The sequence below is a fragment of the Crenobacter oryzisoli genome (assembly GCF_030385785.1).
In the GTDB taxonomy this organism is placed as follows: domain Bacteria; phylum Pseudomonadota; class Gammaproteobacteria; order Burkholderiales; family Chromobacteriaceae; genus Crenobacter_A; species Crenobacter_A oryzisoli.
The window spans coordinates 182,114-207,388 of record NZ_JAUEDK010000003.1 but is presented as its reverse complement, the minus strand read 5'-3'; the positions used below and the strand labels follow the sequence as shown (position 1 = coordinate 207,388).

Here is a 25,275-nt window from a genome sequence, read left to right as displayed (position 1 = left end):
GGATCGTCGGGATAGTGTGCCCGCAGTCTGCCTTGGATTTGTTGAGGGGACCAGCCTTGGCGTAGCAGTTCAACGACAACGAGGAATGCGGCGCTGTGAGGCTGAAGTTTGCGTGGTCGGCGAGGGAGGCGAGAGCGTTGCCTGGCCTTGCGCCCGGCAGCGGCGGCATCGTAGCGATGGGGGCTGCAGGCATTACGGCGCACTTCCCGGCAGATGGAGCTGGGCGCCCGCCGCAATAAGCGGGCGATGTGGCGCAGACTGTGTCCCTGCGCGGTCATTTGCATGATGCAGGCACGTTCTTCTGGGCAAAGCTGATGGTAGTGGGAGGGCATGGCAACACCTTATCAGGGTGTTGCACTTGGGGTTGGAAACCGCCCGGTTATACTTGCCGCGCTTGAATCCACTTAAAAAATTTAAAATATCGGGACAACCCTGCAATGAGAAACTTCAAGATCGCTCACCGGCTGGGCATTGGCTTTGCACTGATTGTGTTGCTGGTCGTCGCCGGGGCCATTTTCATCAAGATCCAGCTCAGTTCCCTGACCGATGGGATCGAGAGGGTCAACACCATCGCCTTTCCACGTACGGTGTCGATCGGTCTCTTGCTCGACTCGGTGAATGAGGGGCGGGTACAGGTTCGCAATGTGGTGCTGGCGCCGGATCAGGCCAGCATGATGGCGTCCAACCAGAAGCTCTACGAGGCGCTGGAGCGTTTTCACAACCAGATGCGTGTGCTAGACCGGTCGATACAGCAGCTGGGGGCCTTCGACGACGAAAAGGTCCACATTGCCAAGGTCACTGCGGCTTCGGTAGCTGGCAGCAAAATATTCTCGAGGTGCGCGATTTGCGCCTTAAGGGCGACTTCGCCGGTGCCACCAAGCTGTTGAGCACCGGTCAGGGCGCAGTGCTTGGGCGCGCGCTCAGCGACACGCTGCGCACTTACGCCAAGTACAACATAGCGGTGAACACCAAGATCAACGAGATCCGCCTGCAGGAAGCGCAGAGCATCGAGCGCGCGGTGCAGATTGTGTCCCTTCTGGCGGTATTGGTAGCGATCGCCGTCGGGGCGCTGGTGGCGCGCAGCATCACCCGGCCGCTCGACGAGGCGGTCGACTCGCTCGAACGCATTGCATCGGGCGACCTGTCCGAGCGGATCGACACCGATCCGGCGAAGCACGAGATCGCCCGTCTGAACAATGCGATGGCACGCACCATCGAGGGGCTGTCCGGAACGATGCGTACCGTGCATGGTAGTGCCAGCCGGCTGATCGGCGCTGCCGGCGATCTGAATGCGTCCAGCCGTATCGTGCGGGAGGGCTCTGACCGGCAGTCGGGTGCCGCGACAGCGATGGCTGCGGCGATGGAAGAGATCTCGACCAGTATCAACCATATCTCCGAGCTGTCTCGCGATGCGCAGGGGCTGTCTCAACAGTCCGGTCAGCAGGCGCGCTCCGGTGTCGATGTGATCAATACGATGGTCTGCGAGATCGAGCGGATTTCCACTGCCGTCGGTCAGGCGGCTGACACGGCGCAGGGGCTGGGGGCCGAGGCGGCCAAGATCACAGCGATCATCAATGTCATCAAGGACATCGCCGACCAGACCAATCTGCTGGCTCTGAACGCTGCAATCGAGGCGGCGCGGGCCGGCGAATTGGGGCGCGGCTTTGCCGTGGTCGCCGATGAGGTACGCAAGCTGGCTGAGAAAACCACCGCGTCGACTGCAGATATTACCGCGATGATCGGCTCGATCCAGGCCGGAGCCAGCAATATGGCGAGCCAGATGCAGCAGACGGTGAGCCAGGTGACTGATGGCATGGGGATGGCGCGCAACGCCGGCGGCGCGATCACGGAGATCAACACTAGTGCCGACAATGTGGTTGGGATGATCGACAATGTCAGTCGCGGGTTGTCCGAGCAGGCGGTCGCCAGCCATGAGGTGGCTAACAGTGTCGAGCAGATCGTGCAGATGGTTGAGCAGAACGCCGAAGCGACCCGCTCGGTGGCGGATGCCGCCGGTGAACTCAACAAGCTGGCGCAATCGCTCGAAGCGGAGGTCAAGCGCTTCAAGCTAGCGCACTGAGTCAGCAGTTTCTCCCATGAAAAATGGCCGACCCTGTAAAGGGGTCGGCCATTTTTCATGGGGTGGGCAAACCTCGTGCTTCCGTCGATCGGGCCGCTGCAATGGCGATGCTAGAACAGGCTGCCCTGTTCCGGCGCTTGCTTGGGCTGCTGAGGGCGAACCGCCGGAGCCGGCTCGGCATGCATGAGTTCGGCAGGGTAGGGCTGCAGGAACGTGCGTGCCAGTTCGGGATTGTGACAGTTGAGCCAGGCATCGTAGTCCGCTGGGTGGATGATCACCAGGCCACGCTTGTCGGGAGGCTCGCCCGGGGCTGGTGGCTTGTGGAAACGATTCATCAACGGGTGATCGTCGACATTGATGGTGAGGGCGGTGAATGCCAGCGACTCGCTGCCATCATGCTCGCGCCAACTGCGCCATATCCCGGCTACGGCGAATGGCTCGTCGTCGGCCAGCCCGATCCGCCAGCGCACCGCCTTGCCAGTTTCCCTGTTCGGTTCGAAGAACGCGCTCATTGGAATGAGGCAGAGCTGGCCTGCGTGCCAGAAGCGCGCGAACGACGGTTTCTGGCCGATGGTCTCGGTTCTTGCGTTCATCGTAGCAAAAGGTTTGAAGCCCTGTGGGGTATGCCGCTTTGGCACCATGCCGAAGCTTGCCAGTACCACCTGGCGCCCGCCGCCTGGCCCGCGGCGAATGATGGGGGTGAGGTAATCCTGGTAGGCCTCGCCCTCCCATTCGCGCTCAGGCGGGGTGACATGGAAGCGATCAACAAGCATCGCTGGGTCGGCTGGGATGAAGTTGACGCACATAGCGTGTCACCGCGCTGATTGAATAGCCCTAAATTAGCACGTGGATAATCGATTGCAGCCAGGGAGTTTCGCTGTTTGGGGTCGACTGCGCAGAAATATGCGAAGCCGTTTTGCAGAAGACGGATTCTTCTTGTAGAAGGACACGGCAGGCGGGTAATTGGCCGAGGCGTTGGCGTAGAAAACAAAAAAGCCCTGATTTCTCAGGGCTTTTCCGACATGTTTGGCGGAGAGGGAGGGATTCGAACCCTCGGTACGCTATAAACGTACGCCTGATTTCGAGTCAGGTACATTCGACCACTCTGCCACCTCTCCGTTGAGTTCCGCATTATATACAGTTGTTTTTGGGTGTCAAGCGTCTTTTTGAAAAAACTTGCTTACAACCCCTGGATCTTCACAATTTGACCCGGCTGCAGGCGATTGGCCATGCTGACGCGGTTCCAGCGCTTGATATCCTGGTGGGCAACGCCGAACTTGCGCGCGATGCTGTAAAGGGTGTCCCCCTTCTGTGCCACGTATTCTCCAGATACCTTGCTCAGGCCTTGCTTGCTGCGGGAGGTGTCATTGCCCTGAACGAGCAGGGTTGGGGTGGCAAGGTTGCTCTTGTCGACAGACAGCGCCTGGCCGAGTTTGACGTAGTCGTCGGTCAGGCCATTCAGCGACTTCAGGTCGGCGACGCTCATGTTATAGCGGCGCGAGATGTTGTACAGGGTGTCGCCGCTGGCGACGATGTGGTGGCCGGTTGTCGAGACCACCGGGGCAGCGTCGGCGACGGCGATGGTGCGGGCCGGAGCAGGGCTGCTGACGGCTGCATCGTCGGCCAGTGCCAGAGCTTCGGTGGCGGCGCTGACGTTAAGCGGGGCGCTCGTCGTGGTGGCCGGAGTGGCCAGAGCCAGTTGCGGAGCGACGGCACTTGCCGTGTTGGCGACCTGGTTGGCCGCCGGGTTCACGTCAGCCACTTTGGTAGGAGTGCTGGTCGGTGCCGCTTGGGCGACGGCCGGTTGGGGGGGCGCCGTTGCGGCGGTGGCGATCGTCGGGGCGACTGCTGGCGTCGATGCGGGTGCCGGAGCGGCGGCAGCCACTGTAACGGCCGTGGCCGGAACGCTCGGTACCGCCTTGGCCGACTCGACGTTCTTCACTTCAGCTACTTTCACCGTCGGCGTCGTGGCGATCGTGGCCGGGGTCTGTGGCTGTTTGAGGCTGGCTGTGATCACGGCCGGGGAGATTGCCGGTGCCGGATCGGCCTTGGCAATCATCAACGGAGCTGTGGTCGTGCCATCGTCGCGGTCGATCAGCGGGGCGCCGTTGTTCGTGTTGCCCTTCATTGCCACGAGGATCGGTCGGCCAGCGGTCAGCGTATAGCCGGCGAGACGGTTGACCGAGCGCAGTTCGCTGGCGCTCATGCCGTAGTTGGCGGCCACGTCGGCGACGCTTTCGTTGCCGCCCGGCGTATAGACCTGCCAGGTCATCAGCGGCTTGTCGCCCCATTTGGCGAGGTTATGCTCGAACTTCTCCAGGCGGTTGGCCGGGAGCAGCATCTGGCGGCCGTTCTTGTAGGCGTAGACCGGCAGGTTGAAGCCGGGGTTGAGTTCCTTGAACTCCGACACCGACATATCGGCCAGCTTGGCGGCGATGTCGATGTCCATATGCTTGCCGGTGGTGACGGCGACGAAGTAGGGCTTGTTCTGGAAGCGCTCCAGCTTGAGGCCGAATTTGGCCGGGTCGGCCAGCAGATTGCGCACGGCCAAGAGTTTCGGCACGTAGTTGCGCGTCTCGGCCGGCATATTGATGTTTTCGTAGGTCGGCTCTTCGCCGCGGGCGCGCACGCGGGCGATCGCGCGGCTCAGATTGCCTTCGCCCCAGTTGTAGGCCGCGAGGGCGAGCGACCAGTCGCCGAACATGCCGTAGAGGTTTTGCAGGTAGTCGAGGGCGGCGCGGGTCGCATCGGTGACATCGCGGCGGCCATCGTACCACCAGGTCTGTTCGAGGCCATACTGGCGGCCGGTGCTCGGCATGAACTGCCAGAGGCCGGAGGCGCCGACCGACGACATGGCAGTCGGGTTAAATGCGCTTTCGACCATCGGCAGGAAGGCGAGCTCAGTCGGCATGCCGCGACGCTCTACCTCATTCATGATGAAAAACAGGTATTTGCGGCTGCGGTCGAGGGTGCGTTTGAAGTACTCGGGGCGGGATGCGTAGTAGCGTTCTTGTCGGCGGATCAGTTCGCTGTTGACTTCGGTCATTTGGAAGCCTTCGCGTGCACGTTCCCAGACGTTATCGCCATTTCGCAGCAAGCTGCTGTTGAGCAACATCATGTCGAGGCCGCTAGACAAACCGATATCGACGCCACGGGAGTCCGCTGTGCTGGCTTGCGCAGGGGCGGTGATTTGGTACAGGCATAGTAGCGATAGCGACAACGCCAGTGGCTTGAAACGTTTCATTACGGCAGCTCGAAGTATTGGGATTTTGGCCGATGCTATATAGCGACAGTATTGCGTGTCAATGAAAAAAATCAAATGATTTCAGGTGCTTTGGCATGATTTGGGCTACGAACGGCGCCCCGTCCGGGTTAACCCGGACGACATGTTTAGCGGAACCTGTTCTTCCAGTCACGCAGCACGGCGAAGCGCTCGGCCGGCTCGGTTACCTCGTGTCCGGCCTCGCGACGGCAGCTCGCCTCTACCTCTGGTTCGTCGACGCGCAAAAAGGGGTTGGTTGCGAGTTCCTGTGTCAGTGTCGACGGCAGCGTGGGGCGGCCGGCAGTACGGCTGGCGCTATCCTGGCGTTCGCGCTCGGTGAGTGCCGGGTTGCCCGGTTCGACCGCTTGGGCGAAGCGAAGATTCGACAGCGTGTATTCGTGTGCGGGGTAGACCAGTGTGTCGCCGGGCAGTCCGGCAAGCTTCTGTAATGAAGCGTAGAACTGCGGCGCGGAACCTTCAAACATCCGGCCACAGCCGGCGCCGAACAGGGTGTCGCCGCAGAACAGCAAACCTGCGCCGTGGTAGGCGATATGGTCGAGGGTGTGGCCTGGCACTTCCAGCACGCCGAACGGTTGGCCGAACAGCGTCAGTTCGCTCCCTTCCATCACTGGGTCGGTGACACCGGCGATGCCGGTCGGGCCGTAGACGGTCAGCCCCGGAAAGTGCCTTTTCAGCTCGGCGATGCCGCCGACGTGGTCGGCGTGATGATGGGTGATCAGCAGGGCCTGCAGCATCAGCCCGTGCTCGGCCAGCGCGGCGAGTACCGCCGTGGCATCACCTGGGTCGACGGCGATGGCGCGGCCGGCCGAGTGCAAAAGCCAGATATAATTGTCTGAAAAGGCGTGAACCGGCGTGACGGTAACCATGGCTTGTAACAGTCTCCAAATAAAGGCGCGATAATGGATAGCTTTTCCCGCTGGCTTGGTGACACCGAGCTGGGCCATTACCTGCTGGAACGAGAACAGGCATTTTACGACCGCACCGTGGCCGATGTGTTCGGCTTCCATGCGGTACAGTTGGGCTTGGCCGAATACAACTTCCTGCAGGCTAACCGTATCGCTTGGCAAGCGCGCGTTGGGCGCTGCCCGGAGGCGGTGATACAGGCCGAGCCGGAACGATTGCCGTTCGATAGTCGTAGTATCGACCTGTTGGTGTTGCCGCACGTGCTCGATTTTGCGCGCGAGCCGCACCAAGTGCTGCGCGAAGTCGAGCGGGTGCTGATGCCCGAGGGGCGGGTCGTGCTGACCGGTTTCAACCCTGCTTCATTATGGGGGATGCGCCGGCTGGTGCAGGGACGTGGCGAGGTGCCGTGGAACGGGCGCTTCCTGACGCTGCCGCGGATCAAGGACTGGCTCAAGCTGATGGGCATGGAGCCGGCCGGTGGTGCCTTCATGGCCTATGCACCGCCGTTTGCGAGCCAGCAATGGCTCGCCCGCTTCGCCTTCATGGAGTCGGCGGGAAATCGCTGGTGGCCGGTGGCTGCCGGCGTGTACGGTATCCAGGCGGTGAAGAAGGTGCGTGGCATGCGCCTGATCACACCGAACTGGAACAAGGCCAAGGCGAGCAAGGGGCTGGTCGTGGCGGGGCCGGATCGACGCCATTCGTCTCATACACCTTCCGATGAATCCTAAAGAGCAGGCTCATAACAGGCTCTGAATGAAAGACAACGTGGTCGAACTGTTTACCGATGGCGCCTGCAAGGGCAATCCCGGCCCGGGGGGCTGGGGCGTGTTGATGCGCTACAAGGGGCACGAGAAGGAGTTGTTCGGCGGCGAGCCGGAGACTACCAACAACCGCATGGAGCTGTTGGCGGTGATCGAAGGGCTGGCCGCGCTGACCCGGCGCTGCGAGGTGGTGGTGTACACCGATTCGCAGTATGTGCAGAAGGGGATCTCCGAGTGGATTCACGGCTGGAAGGCCCGCGGCTGGAAGACCGCCGCCAAGCAGCCGGTGAAGAACGCCGATTTGTGGCAGCGTCTGGACGCCGAGCGCGACCGTCATCAGGTGCGCTTCGAGTGGGTAAAGGGCCATGCCGGCCACGAGTTCAACGAGCGCGCCGACCAGTTGGCCAACCGCGGCGTGGAGTGCGCGCGCGGCTGAGCCCGGCTTGCATCCCGACCCGACCGGGCCGGAGTCTTTCCGCTTTCAATCCGCGGCAGCGGCCAATCCCGCCTGCCGTTCGCACCGTAAGAGCAGCATGAGACAGATTATCCTCGATACCGAAACCACCGGCCTCGATCCCAATCAGGGCCATCGCATCATCGAATTCGCCGGGCTGGAGATGATCAACCGCAAGCTGACCGGCCGCTCGCTGCATCTCTATATGCATCCGGAACGCGAGATCGATCCGGACGCCGAACGCGTGCATGGCATCTCGCTCGACTTTCTCGCCGACAAGCCGAAGTTCAAGCAGGTGGCCGACCAGATTGTCGAGTTCATCGGCGATGCAGAGCTGATCATTCACAATGCGCCGTTTGACGTGGGCTTCATCAATGCAGAATTCGAGCGGCTCGGCATCGAGCCGGTCGCCACGCTGTGTTCCGGTGTGGTCGACACGCTGTTCATGGCGCGCGACACCTTCCCGGGCAAGCGCAACAGCCTGGACGCGCTGTGCGACCGTTTCGAGATCGACCGCTCCAACCGTACGCTGCACGGCGCGCTGATCGACTGCGAGCTGCTGTCCGAGGTGTATCTGGCGCTGACGCGCGGCCAGGACAGTCTGGTGATGGACATCGAGGTGGACACCGGTATCGGCGCCGGGCTGGGGCTCGCGTTCGAGCGCAAGCCCTTGTTGGTGAAACGCGCTAACGAGGCCGAGCTGGCCGTGCACGACGGCTACCTGAACGACCTGGACAAGGCGGTGAAGGGGCAATGCCTGTGGCGCGCGATGGAGAATCCCGCCCCGGTCGAGGGAGCGGCATGAGTCGGCATGTCGCGCTGGTGCCGGCGGCAGGGTTCGGCCAGCGTTTCGGCAGCCCCACTCCGAAGCAGTACCTGGATCTCGCCGGCCGGCCGCTGATGGCGCACACGCTCGCGACACTGGCTGCAGTGTCGACGATCGACGCGGTGGCGGTGGTGGTATCGCCCGGCGACGAGTGGTTCGAAGACTTCGACTGGAGCGCCATCCCCCGACTGACCGTGTTGCGTGTCGGCGGCGCCAGCCGCGCCGAGAGCGTGCGTAACGGCATCGCCGCGCTGCGAGAGGCGGGGCAACTCGCCGACGACGACTGGCTGCTGGTGCACGACGCGGCGCGCTGCTGCATCAGCGTCGAGCTGGTCGAGCGGCTGATCGCGGCGCTGGCCGACGATTCGGTCGGCGGCCTGTTGGCGTTGCCGGTGCCGGACACGGTGAAGCGTGCCGACCCGACCGGCCGTGTCGAGGCGACGGTGGCGCGCGCCGGGTTGTGGCTGGCGCAGACGCCACAGATGTTTCGCGCCGCGATGTTGGCCGAAGCGCTCGGCCATGGCGCGACCGAGGCGATTACCGACGAGGCGTCGGCGATCGAGGCGAGGGGCCTTGCGCCGCGGCTCGTCGAGGGTGATGCGCAGAATTTCAAGGTAACGTACCCGCAGGATCTGGCCTTGGCGGCCGCGATCCTGGCGGCTAGAACAGGACAGGATTGACGATGTTTCGAGTGGGACAGGGCTACGATGTGCACCGGCTGGTGGAAGGCCGGCCGCTGATCCTCGGTGGGGTGGAGATTCCGCATGACAAGGGGCTGCTGGGCCATTCCGATGCCGATGCGCTGCTGCATGCGATCACCGACGCGCTGCTCGGTGGCGCTGGCCTCGGCGACATCGGCCGGCACTTTCCGGACACCGCCGCCGAGTTCAAGGGCGCCGACAGTCGGGTGCTGCTGCGTGAGGCGTATGCGCGGGTCCGGGCGGCCGGCTGGCAGGCAGTCAACGTCGATGCGACCGTGATCACTCAGGCGCCGAAGCTCGCTTCGCATATTGATGACATGTGCGCGTGCATTGCCGCTGATCTAGGCTTGGAACAGGGCGCGGTGAACGTGAAGGGCAAGACCAACGAGAAACTCGGCTATCTGGGGCGTGCCGAGGCAATCGAAGCACAGGCAGTCGTGTTGCTCACCCGTCATCCCGCCTGAGGCGGTTGCGTTATTTCTGAATAGGGCCGTGAGCGTCGACGGCCCATCGTTCCTTATTCGCTCGGCAATGCCCACCGACAGGTGCTGCCCGTTATGGGATAATTGTCGCATCACCCACAAGACTTAGCGATGGAGCTGCCCGACATGCTGACCCAAGATCAAATGAAACTCGCTGCCGCCACCAAGGCACTGGAATTCATCCCGGACGACGCCGTGATCGGCGTCGGCACCGGCAGCACCGTGAACCTGTTCATCGAGCAGCTGGCCACGATCAAGCACCGCGTCCAGGGGGCGGTGTCGAGTTCCGAAGCAACCACCGCGCGCCTGAAGGCGCTGGGCATCCCGGTGCTGGACCTCGCGGTGGTCGACGACCTGCCGGTCTATGTGGACGGTGCCGACGAGGTCAACCACTACCTGCACATGATCAAGGGCGGCGGCGGTGCGCTGACCCGCGAAAAGATCGTGGCGGCGGTCGCCAAGGAGTTCATCTGCATCGCCGACGAGACCAAGTACGTGACGGTGCTGGGCGAGTTCCCGCTGCCGGTCGAAGTGGTGCCAATGGCTCGCAGCTATGTGGCGCGTCAAATGGAGCGGCTCTCGAAGCCCGGTATCCGTGTCCACCCCGAGCTACGCATGGCGTCGGGCGACAAGGTGTTCCAGACGGACAACGGCAACTACATCCTCGACGTGCATGGCCTGAACATCGCCGAGCCGGTGTCGCTGGAAACCTATATCAACCAGATCGCCGGTGTCGTGACCAACGGCCTGTTCGCGCAGCGCCGGGCCGATGTGCTGATTCTCGGCACCCAGCACGGTGTCGAGGTGAAGCGTTGAGCGCCCGTTAGAAGCGCATCGATTCACAGGGCCGAGGCGGTCTGGTCGGCGACGGACGGAGTGATGCCAAATTGTCACAATGTTGTCATCTGACCGGGATAGCATCGGCCATCTTGAAGAATTTAGGGGGATGATATGTCTGAACATATCTCCAAGCAGTTCGACATGGAGTTGGAAACCATCCGCACGCGCGTGCTGCAGATGGGGGGGCTGGTCGAGCAGCAGATCATCGCGGCGCTCGACGCGCTGTCCGAAGGCGACATCGCCAAATTCGACAAGGTGATCGCCGACGACGTGCACGTCAACTCGATGGAAGTGACGATCGACGACGACTGCCAGCATATCATCGCGCGCCGCCAGCCGGCCGCTGGCGACCTGCGCATGGTAATCACGGTGATCAAGACGATTACCGATCTCGAGCGGATCGGCGATGAGGCGCAGAAGATCGCGCGGATGGGCAAGACCATCTACGAGGCCGAGCGCTTCCAGGTGCCGCGTTTCCGCGAAGTGAAGAAGATGGGCCAGAACGCGCTGCGGATGCTGCGCCGTGCGCTCGACGCGTTTGCCCGCCTCGATCCGACTGCCGCGCTGGAGCTGCTCGAAGCCGATCAGCATCTTGACGACGATTTCGCTGCCGAGGTCCGCCAACTGATCACCTTCATGATGGAAGACCCGCGTACGATCACGATGTCGATCGACACGATGTTCATCTCGAAGGCGATCGAACGGATCGGCGACCATGCGAAAAACATCTCCGAATACGTGGTTTATCTGGTCAAGGGCAAGGACATCCGTCATACCTCGATCGACCAACTGAAACGCGAAGCGCTGGGCGACAATCTGGCTTAAGTCCGGAGCACGGCGGCATCTGCCCCCGTGACGTTGGCTGGACAATGGCGGTAACATTCCGGTTACCGCCATTTTCATTTGCCATGGGCCTAACGTGACCAACAACACGCCCCAGTACGATGTTCTCGCCACCGTGGATCTGGGGTCGAACAGCTTCCGCCTACAGGTGTCGCGGGTGCTCGACGACCAGCTCTATACCCTTGACACGCTGAAAGAAACCGTGCGCCTCGGCGCCGGCCTGACCGAAGACAAATTCCTGGACGACGACACCCAGGAGCGAGCGCTAGCCTGTCTCGCCCGCTTCGGCGAGCGGCTGCGCGGTCTGGAGCGCGGACAGGTGCGCGTGGTCGGCACCAACACGCTGCGCGTGGCCAAGAACGCCCCTGCCTTCATCGCCCAGGCCGAGGCGCTGCTCGGCTTTCCGATCGAGATCATCGCCGGGCGCGAAGAAGCGCGGCTGATCTACTTGGGCGCCGCACACAGCCTGCCGGCCACCCGCGAGAAACGCCTGGTGGTCGACATCGGCGGCGGCTCCACCGAATTCATCATCGGCACGCTGTACAAGTCGCAGGTGACCGAGAGCTTGCCGCTAGGCTGCGTCACTTACAGCCTGCGCTATTTTCGCGACGGCAAGCTGACCCAGTCGGCCTTTCAGGATGCAGTACTGGCCGCGCGCAGCGAGGTACAGCGCATTGCCGCCGACTACCGCCGCGAGGGCTGGCAGCTGGCGGTGGGCACCTCCGGCACCGCCCGCTCGCTGCGCGACGTGCTGGAAATCAACGACTATTCCAGCACCGACATCACGCTGGCCGGCATGGAGCGCCTGCGCGATGAGCTGATCAAGCTCGGCTCCATCAAGAAGAGCACATCGTTGAACGGCCTGAAGTCCGACCGGGCGCCGGTGCTGCCGGGTGGCCTCGCGGTGATGATCGCGCTGTTCGAGGAGCTGGGCATCGAGAGGATGACTGTCGCCGATGGGGCGCTGCGCGACGGCGTGCTGTACGACCTGATGGGCCGGCAGCGCGAGCGCGATATGCGCGACACCACGGTGACCCAGTTCAAGCGTCGCTACCACGTGGACCTCGAACAGGCCAATCGAGTGCAGACGTTGGCCGAACGCTTCTACCTGATGGTTGCCGGCGAGGATGTCGACCAGAACCACCTTAAGCGCGTGCTGTGGGCGGCGCGGCTGCACGAGATCGGCTTAACCATCGCGCACACCGCCTACCACAAGCATTCGGCCTACATCCTGCAGAACGCCGACATGCCGGGCTTCTCCAAGCACGAGCAGACGGTGCTGTCGACTATCGTCGTCGGCCATCGCGGTGACATGGGCAAGATGCTGGACCTGGTGACCGATCCGGCGCTGTGGCAGGCAGTGGTCTCGCTGCGCCTGGCGGCGCTGTTCTATCGTCGCCGCCAGGACATCGAGCTGCCGGGGAGTCTCGGCCTCAAGGCGAATTCGCACGGCTTCACGCTCTGCCTCGATACTGACTGGCTGTCGACCAATCCACTGACCGCCAGCGCGTTCAAGCTAGAAGTCTCGCAATGGCGCAAGATCGGCTTCGCCCTGGAGATCGAGGAAGCCGCCTGATGCGTCATCCGGAGGCGAAGACACGCCTGCCGACGCTCGGCGAGGAGCCGGGCGTACTGCTGCCGGTGAGCGGCAACGGCGCCGAGGCGGGGGATGGAGTGCCATTGATCCGGTTGCTCGACTACGGGCCGGAGCGTTGCGAGGAAACGCAGTTCCGCTCGATTGCCGAGGGGCTCGCCTATCAGCCCAAGGGCAAGGTGCAGTGGCTGAATGTCTATGGCCTGCAGGAGCCCGAGGTGCTGAAGGTGATCGGCGATCGTTTCGGCCTGCACCCGTTGGTGCTTGAGGACATCCTCAATGCCCGCCAGCGTCCCAAGTTGGAGGACTACGGCAGCTACCTGTTCTTCGCCGCGCGGGTGTTCCACTACCAGGAGGGCAGCGGCCGGCTTGGTTATCACCAGGTGTACCTGGTAATCGGCAAAGGCTTCGTCATCACCTTCCAGAACCAGTCGATCGGCTTGTTCCAGGGGCTGCGCGACCGCCTCCACAGCGGCAAGGGGCTGGCGCGGCAGCGCGGCGCCGATTTCCTGGCATATTCGCTGATCGACGCTATCATCGACGACTATTTCGGCGTGCTCGATGCGTTCACGCTGCGCGTCGAGAAGGCCGATTCGACCCTGCTCGGCAACCGCGACAACGGCGTGCTGCGTACCATCCACCGCTTAAAGCACGACTCGCTGCGCTTCAGGCGTGCGCTGCTGCCGCTGAGGGACGCACTCAACCAGGCGACGCGGGGTGATCACCCGCATTTCGGCGATGAGAGCCGGATCTACCTGCGCGATGCGTACGACCACACGCTGCACCTGATCGAGTCGCTCGAATCGTCACGCGACATGGTGTCAGGCATGCTCGACCTGTACCTGTCCAACCAGTCGAACCGGCTCAATGTGCAGATGCGCGTGCTGACGGTGATCACCATCATCTTCATGCCGCTGACACTGATCGTCGGTATCTACGGGATGAACTTCGAGTACATGCCAGAGCTGCACTGGCGTTACGGTTACTTCACGGTGCTTGCCGGCATGCTGGTGATTTCGAGCCTGCTCGGTTACTACTTCTGGAAGAAGCGCTGGATTTAGCGCCGCGAACAATCCCTCCTGGCGCCTAGCCAGAATCGCTGCGCTTGGCCTGTTCGCGACGCAGCCAGCTAGTGGAGGTTGGTCGAATCAACCCGTGTCATGGTGACACGGGTTTTTTTTGCGGCTTGCGTTATATACCCTTGGGGGGTATAAATAAGGCATAGCCATTGCAGATGGAAGCCCCCATGTCGACCCGAACGCTCACCCTGCCGATCACCGGCATGACCTGCGCCGCCTGCGCGGTGCGGCTCGAAAAGGTGCTGAACCGTCAGCCAGGTGTGACCGCGAACGTCAATTTCGCCAGCGAATCCGCCCGGCTCGACTACGACCCGGCCGCCACCGCGGTGCCGGCGCTGGTCGCGGTGGTGGAAGGGGCCGGTTTCGCCGTGCCGGCGCAGCACCGCACGCTGGATATCGAAGGGATGACCTGCGCCGCCTGCGCGACACGGATTGAGAAGGTGTTGAACCGCCTGCCCGGCGTCGGCGTGGCGAGCGTCAATTTCGCGAATGAGACCGCCAGCGTCACTGCCCCGGTCGGCGTGGTGACGGATGCCGAGTTGCTCGCCGCCGTCGAGCGCGCCGGTTACAAGGCGACGTTGCAGACGGCCGCGACCGAGATGACGCTAACCGAACGCCACGCCGCCGCCTACCGGCGCGAGCGGCTGTGGTTTCTGGCCTCGCTCGTGCTGACGCTGCCGTTTCTCGTCGAGATGGTGGCGATGTTCGTTGGCAACCATGCACTGATGTTGCCGCGCTACTGGCAGCTGGCGCTGGCGACACCGGTGCAGTTTGTGGCCGGCTGGCGCTTCTACCGCGGTGCCTGGCTGGCGCTGAAGGGGGGCGGCGCCAATATGGACGTGCTGGTCGCGCTGGGCACCAGCATGGCCTATCTGTTCTCGGCGGTGGTGGTGCTGGCGGGCTGGCAGGGCCTGCATGTCTATTTCGAGGCGAGCGCCGCGGTGATCACGCTGGTGTTGCTCGGCAAGCTGATGGAAGCGCGCGCCAAGGGCAAGACCTCGGGCGCCATCGAGGCGCTGCTGCGACTGGCGCCGAAGACCGCGCGGGTCGAGCGCGGCGGCGAGCTGGTCGAGCTGCCGCTGACCGAGATCCGTGTCGGTGACATCGTCCTGGTGCGCCACGGTGAACATATCGCGGTCGACGGCCGGGTGTTGGACGGCCGGGCCGACATCGACGAGAGCTTGCTGACCGGCGAGAGCATGCCGGTGGCCAAGGCGGTCGGCGACATGGTGTACGCCGGCACCCGCAACCTCGATGGCATGCTGAGGTTGACCGCGCGCGGTGTCGGCGAGACCACCCTATTGGCCGACATCGTGCGGCGGGTCGCCGAGGCGCAGGGCAGCAAGGCGCCGATCGCACGGCTGGCCGACCGGATTTCCGGCATCTTCGTGCCGGTGGTGGTCGGTATCGCGCTCGTCACGCTGCTGGCGACGGGCCTCGTCACCGGCGACTGGGTGCGTGCGCTGCTCAACGCGGTGGCGGTGCTGGTGATCGCCTGCCCGTGCGCGCTGGGGCTGGCCACCCCGACCGCGGTGATGGTCGGGGTAGGTAACGGCGCGCGACGCGGCATCCTGTTCCGCAACGCGGCGGCGTTGGAGTCGGCAGGCCGCATCGACACGCTGGTCGTCGACAAGACCGGCACGCTGACCGAGGGCAAGCCGAGCGTGGTCGAGACTTGGCTGGCACCGGGCCGGAGCGAAGCGGAGCTGTTGCGGCTGGCCGCCAGCGTCGAGGCTGGTTCAGAACACCCGCTGGCGCGCGCGGTGCTGACGGCGGCGCAACGTCAGGGCATTGCGCTCGCGCCGGTGGAAAGCTTCATCGCTGAGGTGGGGGCGGGTGTCAGCGCGCGACTGCCCGGCGTCGGCACGGTACGGGTCGGCACGCCGGAATGGGTGAGTAGCGAGACGCTGCCGGACGCGGCACAGGCACTGTACCGCGGCGGCCATAGCGTGATCGGGGTCGGCGTCGACGGGGCGCTGGTCGGCCTGCTGGCACTGGCCGACAGCCTGCGGCCGACATCGGTCGCGGCCGTCACGACGCTTGCCACGCTCGGCATTGAGGTGATCATGCTCACGGGAGACAAGCAGGCGACCGCGCAGGCGATTGCGCGCGAGGCGGGCATCCGTTCGTTCCGCGCCGAGGTGAAGCCGCAGGACAAGGCCGACGAGGTGAAAAGCTTGGCCGAGCGGGGGCGCCGCGTGGCGATGGTCGGCGACGGCGTCAACGATGCGCCGGCGCTGGCGGCGGCCGAGGTCGGCTTCGCGATGGGCGCCGGCTCCGACGTGGCGATCGAGACCGCTGACGTGACGCTGATGCACGGCGACTTGCTGCATGTCGCCGACGCGATCCGTCTGTCGCGCACCACCCTCGGCAAGATCCGCCAAAACCTGTTCTTTGCCTTCGTCTACAACACGCTCGGCATCCCGCTGGCCGCGTTCGGCCTGCTCAACCCGGTGATCGCCGGCGCGGCGATGGCGATGAGCTCGGTGTCGGTGGTGTCGAATTCGCTGTTGTTGCGCCGCTGGCGCTGAGTGGGGCGGAGAGGGCGTGGTGCCATGGTGCCGCGTTCCTGTTCAGCATAAAATGTTGTCCTTTCGACGGGACGAAAAGAAAAGCTATGGAGCTTCGGCCATTACCGAAGAAATGGCTGTTTGCCCTGCTCTGGTGGAGCCTTGCCCTGCTGCTCACGCTGATCTGGAGCAGGCTTGAGCATGCCCGGCTGAAGGAAGCGTTCGACAAGGACACCCGCCACATCTACTCGATGGTCTCGCGCAAGCTCGATCAGAACGAGGCGGTGGTGGCGGCGATCGAGGCGCAGATCACCTCACGCCGTTCGCTGGACATCGATGCGCTGCAACGCTTCAGCCACGAGCTGCTGCTGCGTTATCCCGGTCTCTATACCATCGAGTTCTACCAATACGTCGAGCGCGGCGACCTGGGAGAATTTACTGCGGCAATGCGTGCGCGCTACGGGACTAGCTTTGCGGTGCGCGAAGAGGATCCGAGCCGGCGGCGCAGCTGGCGGGCATCCGGTGACTATCCAGACTATCTGCCGGTGGCGATGGTCGAGCCGCGGACCCCCAAGACCATCCCGCTGCTCGGCATGGACAGCTGGCGCGAACCGATCATCGCTGCGTCGATTCGCCAGGCGATCAAGTACGACCGGACTCAGGCGTCGCCCCAATTCGAGCGCTATCCGGGAGAACGCGGCTATCTGCTGCTGCGCCCAGTGCTCGCCAGCGGCTCGGGGCAGCCGCAGCGTTTGCTCGGCGTGGTGGCGTTGTCGGTCAATTTCAGCCTGCTGCTGCAGCCGCTTATTCTTGACCGCCAGGCGCTGGGCCTGTCGTTGCTCAATCCCCGTCAGCCCGCCTCGCATCCCCTGGCCGAGCTGTTCGGCAGCCCGGCTGAACCACACCCGCAGAGCTGGCAAGAGCTGCTGTTCGGACAGGAGGCCGTGCTGCCGCTGCCGAGCGAGGCTCAGCCGTTCATGCTGCGGCTAAGCCGTGCTCCGCATTGGGAGGAGCTGCATTGGGGTACGCTGCTGTTCCAGCAGTTGGTGGTGGCACTGCTGTGCCTGTCGCTGTTGCTGATCTATCGGCAGCGCTCGACGCTGCAGCAGTCGCGCGCTGCTGCCGACGAGGCGTTGTTCGAGCAGCGCGAGCGTGCGCTGGTGACGCTGCAGTCGATCCGGGAAGGGGTGCTGACGCTCGGTGTCGACCGGCGTATCGAGCTGGCCAACCCGATGGCGATGCAGATGCTCAAGTGGGACGGCCAACTGGTCGGCCGTCCGTTCGCCGAATGCGTACATCTGCGCTACGAGCTGAGCGACAGCGTGGCGGTGTCGGTGGTGGAGCGCTGCCTCGATGGTGGCGTGCCGATCGAGCTGCCGGAGAATACCCAGCTCTTGCTGCCGAGCGGCGAGCTGCTGGCGATCGACGGCGCGGTGGCGCCACTGTTTTCGCGTCAGGGGCAGATCAGCGGTGCGGTGTTCGTGTTCCGAGACCTGACGCCGATGCAACGTCGCGCCCGCCATGCGATGGAACAGAGCGAATTGCGCGCGCGTGAACACATCGAAAAGCTGGCGCACGTGACCCGCTTGCACACGATGGGCGAGATGGCGTCCGGCATCGCCCACGAGCTCAATCAGCCGCTGACCGCGATCGCCAACTACTGCCAGGCGAGCATCAGCCTGCTCGACGAGATCGAGCCGCCGATAGCGCCGGTGCGTTCTGCGCTGGAGGCGACGCAGCAGCAGGCACTGCGCGCCGCCGATATCCTCCGCAACTTGCGCGCCTTCGTCAGCAAGCGGCCGGTCAGCACCGGTCTGGTCGACCTGAACCAGGTCGTCGCCAACTGTCTGCAGTTGGCCGAATTCGATCTGCGGGCCTCCGAGATCGACATCACCCTGCAGCTCGACAGCCGGCCGTTGCCGGTGCGGGTCGATCCGATCCAGCTCGAGCAGGTGATGCTGAACTTGCTGTCGAACGCGCTCGATGCGATGCGAGAGAACACGGCCGAGCGCAAGCTGTTGATCGCCAGCCGGCTGGTGGACGGCGAGGTGCGGCTGCATATCGAGGACAACGGGTCGGGCGTGCCGGCGCATATGCTCGACATGCTGTTCCATCCCTTCCATTCGACCAAGCCGCACGGCATGGGGCTGGGTCTGTCGATCTGTCAGACCATCATCGAGCAATTCCGCGGCCAGATCGGGGTAGAGAACATCCCAGGCGGCGGGGCGCGTTCATGGCTCAGGCTGCGCCAGGCTTCAGAGCCGGGACCGATCATGTCACGCCGGCAAGGACAGGAAAGCTGAGAGCCTGTTCAGCTCCTTGCTGATCGGAGTTCTGTGGCGGCCGCTCAGCGTTCGTCGTTATTGCAGGGTATATCTCGCAAAATGGCGCGCAGGTCGGTGCATTCCGGTTGCTGTGCCATTCCACAGGCTGTGGAGGGACGCTCGCGCGGCCGAGCTCAAGCGAAGACGCCGGCTCTCGGGCCGGCGTCTCTCAAGGCAGGCCAGAGGCTCAGGAGACGTAGGTCTGGGTACGCTGTGCGCGTTCCTCACGCGGCGTGATGCCGAAGTGGTTGCGGTAGGTGCTGGAGAAGTGCGGACCGCTGGAGAAGCCGCAGGCGAGGCCGATCTGCACGATGGACTTGCTGGTCTGCTGCAACAACTGGCGGGCACGCCCCAGACGCAGTTCCAGGTAGTACTTGGACGGCACGGTGTTGAGGTACTGCTTGAACAGCCGTTCGAGTTGGCGGCGCGACACGCCGACGTAGTAGGCGATGTCATCGGTCGACAGCGGCTCCTCGATGTTCGCCTCCATCAGGCTGACCGCCTCGGTCAGCTTCGGCTGGCTGCCGCCGATGCGGGTGGCCAGCGGTATGCGCTGGCGCTCGTTGCCGGGGCGTAGCCGCTCCATGCTGAAGAGTTCGGACAGCCGCGCAGAGAATTCGTGGCCTTGGCTGCTGTCGATCAGCGACAGCAGGAAGTCGAACGTGGCGGCGCCACCGGCGCAGGTCAGACGCTGGCGGTCGATCTCGAACAGGTTAGACGAGACGATCACGTCCTGGAATTCGTCGTTGAGGCGGCTGATCTCCTGCCAGTGGATGGTGGCGCGGTGGCCGTTCAGGAAACCGGCCTTGGCAAGCCAGTAGCTACCGCAGCCGAGGCCGGCCAGCGGCATCTTGTCGAGGTTCAGCGCGTTGATGCCGCGAGCGAACTCGTCGAGGTTGACGTCATTGTGGATGTCGTCGGCGAGCACGAACAAGAGATCGAGTTTCGGAGTGTACGACAGCGGCAGATCGACCGGGCACTTGAAACCGTTCGACAAGGTGACCGGCTCGCCACCCAGCGACAGGGTCAGGATCTCATACAGCTTCTTCTCGGCCTGCTGGTTGGCGCGGGTCAGCACGTCGGTGGCGATTGCCAGGTCCGACATGGAGGCGTGTGGCAGCAGAAGGAAACCGTAACGTAGCGGTTTGGCGGCGGACGATTGCAAAGCCATAGGCGTTTCTTAGCTGACCAAATATAAGCGCGCCATGCCGCCCGGTGGCGTCATGGCGCGGAATGGAATCTTCAGAACGGCCAGATCGGATCACGGGCCCGGCCGTCTTTAGGGCGCTATTGTACGATTATTTCAGTCGGCCCGAGAGGAATTGCGCCAGGCGTTCGCTCTTCGGGTTGACCAGCACTTCGCGTGGGTTGCCCTGTTCCTCGATGCGGCCCTGGTGCAGGAATACCACATGGTTGGACACCTCGCGGGCAAAGCCCATCTCGTGGGTCACCACCACCATGGTGCGGCCTTCGCGCGCCAAGTCCTGCATCACCTTCAGCACTTCGCCGACCAGTTCCGGGTCGAGAGCCGAGGTCGGCTCGTCGAACAGCATCACTTCCGGTTCCATCGCCAGCGCACGGGCGATCGCCACACGCTGCTGCTGTCCACCGGACATGTGCGCCGGGTACTTGTCCTCGACGCCCTTGAGGCCGACCTTGTCGAGGTACTTGCGGGCGCGGGCGATTGCTTCGTCCTTCGAGATGCCGAGCACGTGGATCGGCGCCTCGATGATGTTCTCGAGCACGGTCATGTGCGCCCACAGGTTGAAGTGCTGGAACACCATCGCGAGCTTGGTGCGCAGCATCGCCAGCTGCTTCGGATCGGCCGCCTTCAAGTGGCCGAGCTTCTTGTCCTCGACCAGCTTCAGTTCGTGACCGGCCACCGCGATGCGGCCGCTGTTTGGCGACTCGAGCAGGTTAATGCAGCGCAGGAAGGTACTCTTGCCGGAGCCGGACGAGCCGATGATGCTGATCACGTCGCCGGCGTGGGCGGTCAGCGACACGCCCTTGAGCACTTCGTGCTGGCCGAAGCACTTGTGGATGTCTTCGACTTGCAGTTTGATCTGGCCGGATTTTTCCAGGGTCGACTGGGCCGCGGCCACGGCGTTCGGGTGTTCGATCGGTTTCATGCTGATAGCAACTTTCCTGTCTTGAAGGCCGTGGCGGTGGCGATCTTCGCCAGCTCCATGCCTGTGGTCGCGTAATGACGGTTTTCCTGAGCGTAGACCACGCCGCCGTATTGTGAGGCGAGGGTGGTCACGCGGTCGTCGAGCGGGTCGACGATATCGACTAGCGGCTGCCCTGCGGTAACAGTGGCGCCCGGTTCGACACGGAAGCTCACCACACCCGGGTGGGGGGCGGCAAGGGTTTCGGAGCCGGCCAACGGGGTGGCCGGGTGCAGCAGTTCGGGCAAGGGCGGCACCTCGCCGCCGATCACCCCGCGGTGGATCAGGAAGGCGACGATGGCATCGGCGTCCCGTTCGGCCAGGGTGGGGTGCACGCTGGCCTGGCCGCGCAGCTCGACAGTGACGGCGAGGCAGGCGGGCGGGATCGGCACGGTTAGCCCGTCGGCCGCGGCGCGCTCGGCCAACTGCCACCACAGCTGGCTGCAGGCCTCGTCGAACGGGTTGTCGCCCGATTCGGTGGCGAGCAGCGTGGCGTGAGCACCCAGGTAGCGCGCCAGCGGTTCGCACTGCGGCCACAGCGGCGTGCCGGTATAGAGGTGCAGCGCGGCGCGCGCGTCGCAGTGCAGGTCGAGCACCACATCGGCGTCGCAGGCCAGGCCGTGCAGCGTGTGGCGCAGGCTGGCCAGCTCGTTCTTCACCGGCAGCTCGGCCAGCTGGCGCGAGAGCTCGGCACGGATCAGCCGGACGTTGGCGGCGGCATCGTTGCCGAGCGCAGTGCGCACCATGGCGTAGACGCTATCGGCCAGCGCCGGATAGTGGCGGTTGAAGTTGAGCCCCGAGCCCTGTTCGAAGCGGCCGAGCTGGTAGCCCAGCAGCGTCTGGTCCAGACCGATCGGGTTGGCCATCGGCACCAGAACGATCTCGCCGTTGAGCCGGCCGGCTGCTTCCAGCGCGGCGAAGTGCTGCTTCAGCTGCCAGGCGACCAGCATGCCCGGTAGCTCGTCGGCGTGCAGCGCGGCCTGGATGTAGACCTTCTCGCCACGCCCGGCCTCGCCGAAGTGGAAACTGCTCAGCTGCCGGGCTGCACCGAGGCTGGGGGAGAGCAGCGGATGATCGATGCGTCGCATGATCGGTCGTCCCTTAGGCCTTGCGCGGACCGAGGAAGGCGAGCCAGCGCTTCTCGGCGCGCTTGAACAGCCACACGAACAGCACGGTCAGCGTCAGGTAGAACGCGCCGGCCACCAGGAACGGCTCGAACGCCTGGTAGGTGTCCGCATAGATGCGGCGGGCCACGCCGGTCAGGTCGGCCAGCGTCACCAGGCCGGCGATCGAGGTGCCCTGCAGCATCATGATCACCTCGTTACTGTAGGCCGGCAGGGCGCGGCGCAGCGCCGACGGCACCACGATGCGGCGCATCATCAGCCATTTGCTCATTCCCATCGCCTTGGCCGCCTCGATCTCGCCCCAGTGGGTGTTGCGGATCTGGCCGGCGATGATCTCGGTGGTGTACGCCGAGGTGTTCAGCGTGAAGGCGATAATGGCGCACACATAGGCGCTCTGCAGGTATTCCCAGGCCCAGCTGCTGCGCACCCAGTCGAATTGCGACAGGCCGTAGTAGATGATGAACAGCTGCACCAGCATCGGCGTGCCGCGGAACACATAGGTGAACAGCCACACCGGCCGGGCGATCCATTTGTTCTTGGAGACGCGGCCGAGTGCCAGAGGCACCGACAGGGCCAGGCCAAAGAACAGCGACAGCGCCAACAGTTCCAGCGTCATCAGTAGGCCGTCGGCGGTGGACATCATCGGCGCGCCGTCGGTGGCGCCGAGGAAGGACGGCAGTTTGTCGGCAATCAGTGCAAAGTCGATCACAGTTCACTCTCCCGCACGCCAGTGGAATAGCGTCTTTCCAGTGCGTTGAGCACCAAGATGGATACGGTGGTGATGGCCAGGTAGATCGCGCCGACCACCACGTAGACGGTGAACGGCTGCTGGGTCACCGACTTGGCGGTATCGGCCTTGTACATCATGTCGTTCAGGCCGATCACCGACACCAGTGCGGTGGATTTCACCAGCACCAGCCAGTTGTTGGAGAAGCTCGGCAGCGCGAAGCGGATCATCTGCGGCACGGTGATGCGGAAGAACACCCGCAGCGGCGACATGCCATAGGCGGCGCCAGCCTCCATCTGACCCTTCGGCACGGCCATGATTGCGCCGCGGAAGGTTTCGGTCATGTAGGCACCGAAGATTACGCCGATGGTCAGCACGCCGGCGAGCATTGGGTCGATGTCCGGAGCGGGCCAGCCCATCTTGGTGGCGATGTCGTTGATCAGCATTTGGCCGCCGAAGAACAGGATGAACATCCACACCAAGTCGGGCACGCCGCGGATCAGGGTGGAATACAGTTCGGCCAGCCACTGAAGCGGCTTGGAGTGCGCCAGCTTGAATCCGGCGCCGATGAGCCCAAGGACTACGGACACCACCAGCGAGGCGCCCGCCAACTTGAGCGTGAGCATTGCTCCATCGAGAATGCTCGGTAGATAACCTTGCAAGAACATGGCTTACATCCCCGTTCGGCCGGATCGTCGGCCGCAGCGCCTCAGGCGCGCGGCCGCGTCGGCTCGGTTGTCTGCATCGATGGCCGCCCCGGGGGACGAGGCGGGCAGGTGCGACGTTTACTTACCGTAGATATCGAAGCTGAAGTACTTCTTCTGTACCGCATCGTAGCTACCGTCGGCACGGATCTGCTTGAGCGCCTTGTTGATGCGGTCGAGCAGGGCCTTGTCGCCCTTGCGTACGGCGATGCCGGCGCCGTTGCCGAAGTACTTGACCTCGTTGTATTCAGGGCCGACAAAGGCGAAGCCCTTACCATTCGGGGTCTTCAGGAAGTCGGTGTCGCCGACCGCCGCATCGACGAAGCTTGCGTCGACGCGACCCGCCTTCAGGTCCATGAACGATTCCGGGGCCTTGCCGTAGGAGACCGTGGTGGCGCCGAGCTTGGCCCAGTGGTCGCGGGCGTATTTCTCCTGAATCGACGAGCGCAGCACGCCGATCTTCTTGCCCTTGAACCAGGCGTCGTTGATCGTGGTGCCGGCCTTGCCGACCAGGCGGCTCGGCATGTTGTAGTAGCGGTCGCTGAAGTCGACGGCTTTCTTGCGCTCGTCGGTGATGTTCATCGATGCGATGACGGCGTCGAACTTCTTGGCGTTCAGCGCCGGGATGATGCCGTCGAAGTCTTGCGGCACCACCTCGCAGGTGGCCTTCATCGCCTTGCACAGTGCCTGGGCGATGTCCGGGTCGAAGCCGACCATCTTGCCATTGGCGGCCTGCTTGGAGAACGGGGGATAGCTCGCATCGGTGGCGAAACGCAGAGTTTCGGCCGAGGCGTTAAAACACAGCGCGAGCGACAGCGCGCCGAGGGCGAACACGGGCTTGATCATGATCTCTCCGATGATCTGAGTAGGAGGGCAGGCGGGGCCGCGGCGCGGCCCCGGGGATTCACGTGCGGCGGTTTAGTTGCCGTAGACGTCGAAGCTGAAGTACTTGTCCTGTACTTTCTTGTAGCTGCCGTTCTTACGGATCTCGGCGATTGCCTTGTTCAGGCGCTCGGCCAGTGCCTTGTTGCCCTTCTTCACCGCAATACCGGCGCCAAGGCCAAAGTATTTCGGGTCGCTGTAGTTCGGGCCGACGAAGGCGTAGCCCTTGCCGTTGGCGGTCTTCAGGAACTCCTGGTCGCCCACCGCGCCGTCGACGAACACCGCGTCAACACGGCCGGCCTTCAGGTCCAGGAACGATTCCGGCGCCTTGTTGTAAGCGACGATGGAAGCGCCGTCCTTGCCCCAGTAGTCCTTGGCGAACTTCTCTTGGGTCGAGGCGCGCAGCACCCCGATCTTCTTGCCCTTGAAGGTGTTCTGATCAACCTTGGTGCCGACCTTGGTGATGATACGGCTGGCGATGTTGTAGTACTTGTTGGTGAAGTCGACCGCTTTCTGGCGCTCCGGGGTGATCTGCATCGACGAGATGATGGCGTCGAACTTGTTGGCGTTCAGCGCCGGGATCAGGCCATCCCAGTCCTGCGGCACGATCTGGCAGGTCGCTTTCATCGCGGCGCACAGCGCGTTGGCCATGTCCACGTCGAAGCCTTGCGGCTTGCCGTCGGCGCCTTGCTTGGAGAACGGCGGGTAGTTCATGTCCATGCCGAAACGCAGCGTTTCCGCTTGGGCGCCGATGCTGAACAGGGAGGCGGCGATGACGCCGAGTACCAGGGTCTTCTTCATGCGATTTCTCTACTTACTTCTCGATTGCGGCGCGAGCCGTTGCAGCGGCAGTCGGACCGCCGGCTCGTGCACCTGTATCCATCCCCGAAGCTCTCCATGGCGGAGGTCGGGAAACCGGGTTGTTGTTATTTGGTTGCGGTCGCTTTGAGAGCGCCGACCCAAACCATCTTGGCATGAATGTTTTGGGCCAAC

24 protein-coding genes and 1 tRNA gene are annotated in these 25,275 nt (G+C 63.7%); 13 read left to right on the top strand and 12 right to left on the bottom strand.

The window, feature by feature from the left end; all coding sequences use genetic code 11:
• Window positions 1-332, bottom strand: a 332-nt coding sequence (locus QU481_RS23825; protein WP_353962177.1) for a helix-turn-helix domain-containing protein, incomplete at its 3' end; no start/stop codon positions are given.
• Window positions 333-437: 105 nt separating this feature from the next.
• On the opposite strand from QU481_RS23825, the gene QU481_RS03015 reads away from it, so the two are divergent.
• Window positions 438-887, top strand: a complete 450-nt coding sequence (locus tag QU481_RS03015) for an MCP four helix bundle domain-containing protein (RefSeq protein ID WP_289828406.1) — start codon at window positions 438-440, stop codon at window positions 885-887.
• Window positions 836-2,080, top strand: a complete 1,245-nt coding sequence (locus QU481_RS03010; RefSeq protein WP_289828405.1) for a methyl-accepting chemotaxis protein — start codon at window positions 836-838, stop codon at window positions 2,078-2,080. Before QU481_RS03015 ends, QU481_RS03010 begins: the two co-directional genes overlap by 52 nt.
• Before the next feature lie 110 nt (window positions 2,081-2,190).
• Here QU481_RS03010 and QU481_RS03005 read toward each other — a convergent pair whose 3' ends face one another.
• From QU481_RS03005 to gloB, 4 genes are all read right to left on the bottom strand, one after another.
• A complete protein-coding gene (locus QU481_RS03005; RefSeq protein WP_289828404.1) occupies window positions 2,191-2,853 on the bottom strand; it encodes an SOS response-associated peptidase in 663 nt (220 codons plus the stop codon).
• Between the two features lie 254 nt (window positions 2,854-3,107).
• A tRNA-Ser gene (locus QU481_RS03000) sits at window positions 3,108-3,198 on the bottom strand.
• Window positions 3,199-3,260: 62 nt separating this feature from the next.
• Window positions 3,261-5,324: a lytic transglycosylase gene (locus QU481_RS02995; RefSeq protein ID WP_289828403.1), complete on the bottom strand. Its 2,064-nt coding sequence runs from the start codon at window positions 5,322-5,324 to the stop codon at window positions 3,261-3,263.
• 146 nt (window positions 5,325-5,470) lie between these two features.
• Window positions 5,471-6,229, bottom strand: coding sequence for a hydroxyacylglutathione hydrolase (gene gloB / locus QU481_RS02990; RefSeq protein ID WP_289828402.1), 759 nt, complete (start codon window positions 6,227-6,229; stop codon window positions 5,471-5,473).
• A gap of 33 nt (window positions 6,230-6,262) precedes the next feature.
• On the opposite strand from gloB, the gene QU481_RS02985 reads away from it, so the two are divergent.
• The 11 genes from QU481_RS02985 (at window position 6,263) to QU481_RS02935 (ending at window position 18,659) form a co-directional block, all read left to right on the top strand.
• Window positions 6,263-6,994, top strand: a complete 732-nt coding sequence (locus QU481_RS02985) for a class I SAM-dependent methyltransferase (RefSeq protein ID WP_289828401.1) — start codon at window positions 6,263-6,265, stop codon at window positions 6,992-6,994.
• 25 nt (window positions 6,995-7,019) lie between these two features.
• Window positions 7,020-7,463 (top strand): ribonuclease HI, encoded by a 444-nt coding sequence (rnhA, locus tag QU481_RS02980; RefSeq protein ID WP_289828400.1) that lies wholly within the window; start codon window positions 7,020-7,022, stop codon window positions 7,461-7,463.
• A gap of 97 nt (window positions 7,464-7,560) precedes the next feature.
• The gene (gene dnaQ / locus QU481_RS02975) at window positions 7,561-8,286 is read left to right on the top strand and encodes a DNA polymerase III subunit epsilon (RefSeq protein WP_289828399.1); all 726 of its coding nucleotides are present in this window, start codon (window positions 7,561-7,563) and stop codon (window positions 8,284-8,286) included.
• Window positions 8,283-8,987 carry a 2-C-methyl-D-erythritol 4-phosphate cytidylyltransferase gene (gene ispD, locus QU481_RS02970; protein ID WP_289828398.1) on the top strand — a complete coding sequence of 235 codons (705 nt, stop codon included), beginning with the start codon at window positions 8,283-8,285 and terminating at the stop codon, window positions 8,985-8,987. The genes dnaQ and ispD overlap by 4 nt, the downstream gene beginning before the upstream one ends.
• A gap of 2 nt (window positions 8,988-8,989) precedes the next feature.
• Window positions 8,990-9,472: a 2-C-methyl-D-erythritol 2,4-cyclodiphosphate synthase gene (gene ispF / locus QU481_RS02965; RefSeq protein WP_289828397.1), complete on the top strand. Its 483-nt coding sequence runs from the start codon at window positions 8,990-8,992 to the stop codon at window positions 9,470-9,472.
• 144 nt (window positions 9,473-9,616) lie between these two features.
• Window positions 9,617-10,306: a ribose-5-phosphate isomerase RpiA gene (gene rpiA, locus QU481_RS02960; RefSeq protein ID WP_289828396.1), complete on the top strand. Its 690-nt coding sequence runs from the start codon at window positions 9,617-9,619 to the stop codon at window positions 10,304-10,306.
• Window positions 10,307-10,441: 135 nt separating this feature from the next.
• Window positions 10,442-11,155: a phosphate signaling complex protein PhoU gene (gene phoU / locus QU481_RS02955; protein ID WP_289828395.1), complete on the top strand. Its 714-nt coding sequence runs from the start codon at window positions 10,442-10,444 to the stop codon at window positions 11,153-11,155.
• A 94-nt stretch (window positions 11,156-11,249) separates the two neighbouring features.
• Window positions 11,250-12,749, top strand: a complete 1,500-nt coding sequence (gene ppx, locus QU481_RS02950; protein ID WP_289828394.1) for an exopolyphosphatase — start codon at window positions 11,250-11,252, stop codon at window positions 12,747-12,749.
• On the top strand, window positions 12,749-13,828 hold the full coding sequence (gene corA, locus QU481_RS02945; RefSeq protein ID WP_289828393.1) for a magnesium/cobalt transporter CorA: 1,080 nt from the start codon (window positions 12,749-12,751) through the stop codon (window positions 13,826-13,828). The genes ppx and corA overlap by 1 nt, the downstream gene beginning before the upstream one ends.
• Window positions 13,829-14,013: 185 nt before the next feature.
• Complete coding sequence (locus tag QU481_RS02940) at window positions 14,014-16,377, top strand: heavy metal translocating P-type ATPase (protein WP_289828392.1); 2,364 nt, start codon at window positions 14,014-14,016, stop codon at window positions 16,375-16,377.
• Between the two features lie 86 nt (window positions 16,378-16,463).
• A complete protein-coding gene (locus tag QU481_RS02935; RefSeq protein ID WP_289828391.1) occupies window positions 16,464-18,659 on the top strand; it encodes an ATP-binding protein in 2,196 nt (731 codons plus the stop codon).
• A 208-nt stretch (window positions 18,660-18,867) separates the two neighbouring features.
• On the opposite strand, the gene QU481_RS02930 is transcribed toward QU481_RS02935, so the two are convergent.
• The 7 genes from QU481_RS02930 to QU481_RS02900 all read right to left on the bottom strand — a co-directional run bounded on the left by QU481_RS02930 (window position 18,868) and on the right by QU481_RS02900 (window position 25,083).
• A complete protein-coding gene (locus tag QU481_RS02930) occupies window positions 18,868-19,851 on the bottom strand; it encodes a GlxA family transcriptional regulator (RefSeq protein ID WP_289828390.1) in 984 nt (327 codons plus the stop codon).
• A gap of 127 nt (window positions 19,852-19,978) precedes the next feature.
• Complete coding sequence (locus QU481_RS02925; protein WP_289828389.1) at window positions 19,979-20,809, bottom strand: ABC transporter ATP-binding protein; 831 nt, start codon at window positions 20,807-20,809, stop codon at window positions 19,979-19,981.
• Entirely contained in the window at window positions 20,806-21,933 is a 1,128-nt protein-coding gene (locus QU481_RS02920) for a succinylglutamate desuccinylase/aspartoacylase family protein (protein ID WP_289828388.1), read from the bottom strand. Before QU481_RS02920 ends, QU481_RS02925 begins: the two co-directional genes overlap by 4 nt.
• A 13-nt stretch (window positions 21,934-21,946) precedes the next feature.
• Window positions 21,947-22,678 (bottom strand): ABC transporter permease, encoded by a 732-nt coding sequence (locus QU481_RS02915; RefSeq protein ID WP_289828386.1) that lies wholly within the window; start codon window positions 22,676-22,678, stop codon window positions 21,947-21,949.
• Entirely contained in the window at window positions 22,675-23,364 is a 690-nt protein-coding gene (locus QU481_RS02910; protein ID WP_289828385.1) for an ABC transporter permease, read from the bottom strand. Before QU481_RS02910 ends, QU481_RS02915 begins: the two co-directional genes overlap by 4 nt.
• Before the next feature lie 117 nt (window positions 23,365-23,481).
• The gene (locus tag QU481_RS02905) at window positions 23,482-24,246 is read right to left on the bottom strand and encodes an ABC transporter substrate-binding protein (RefSeq protein ID WP_289828384.1); all 765 of its coding nucleotides are present in this window, start codon (window positions 24,244-24,246) and stop codon (window positions 23,482-23,484) included.
• Between the two features lie 72 nt (window positions 24,247-24,318).
• A complete protein-coding gene (locus tag QU481_RS02900; protein ID WP_289828383.1) occupies window positions 24,319-25,083 on the bottom strand; it encodes an ABC transporter substrate-binding protein in 765 nt (254 codons plus the stop codon).
• Window positions 25,084-25,275: the final 192 nt, after the last annotated feature.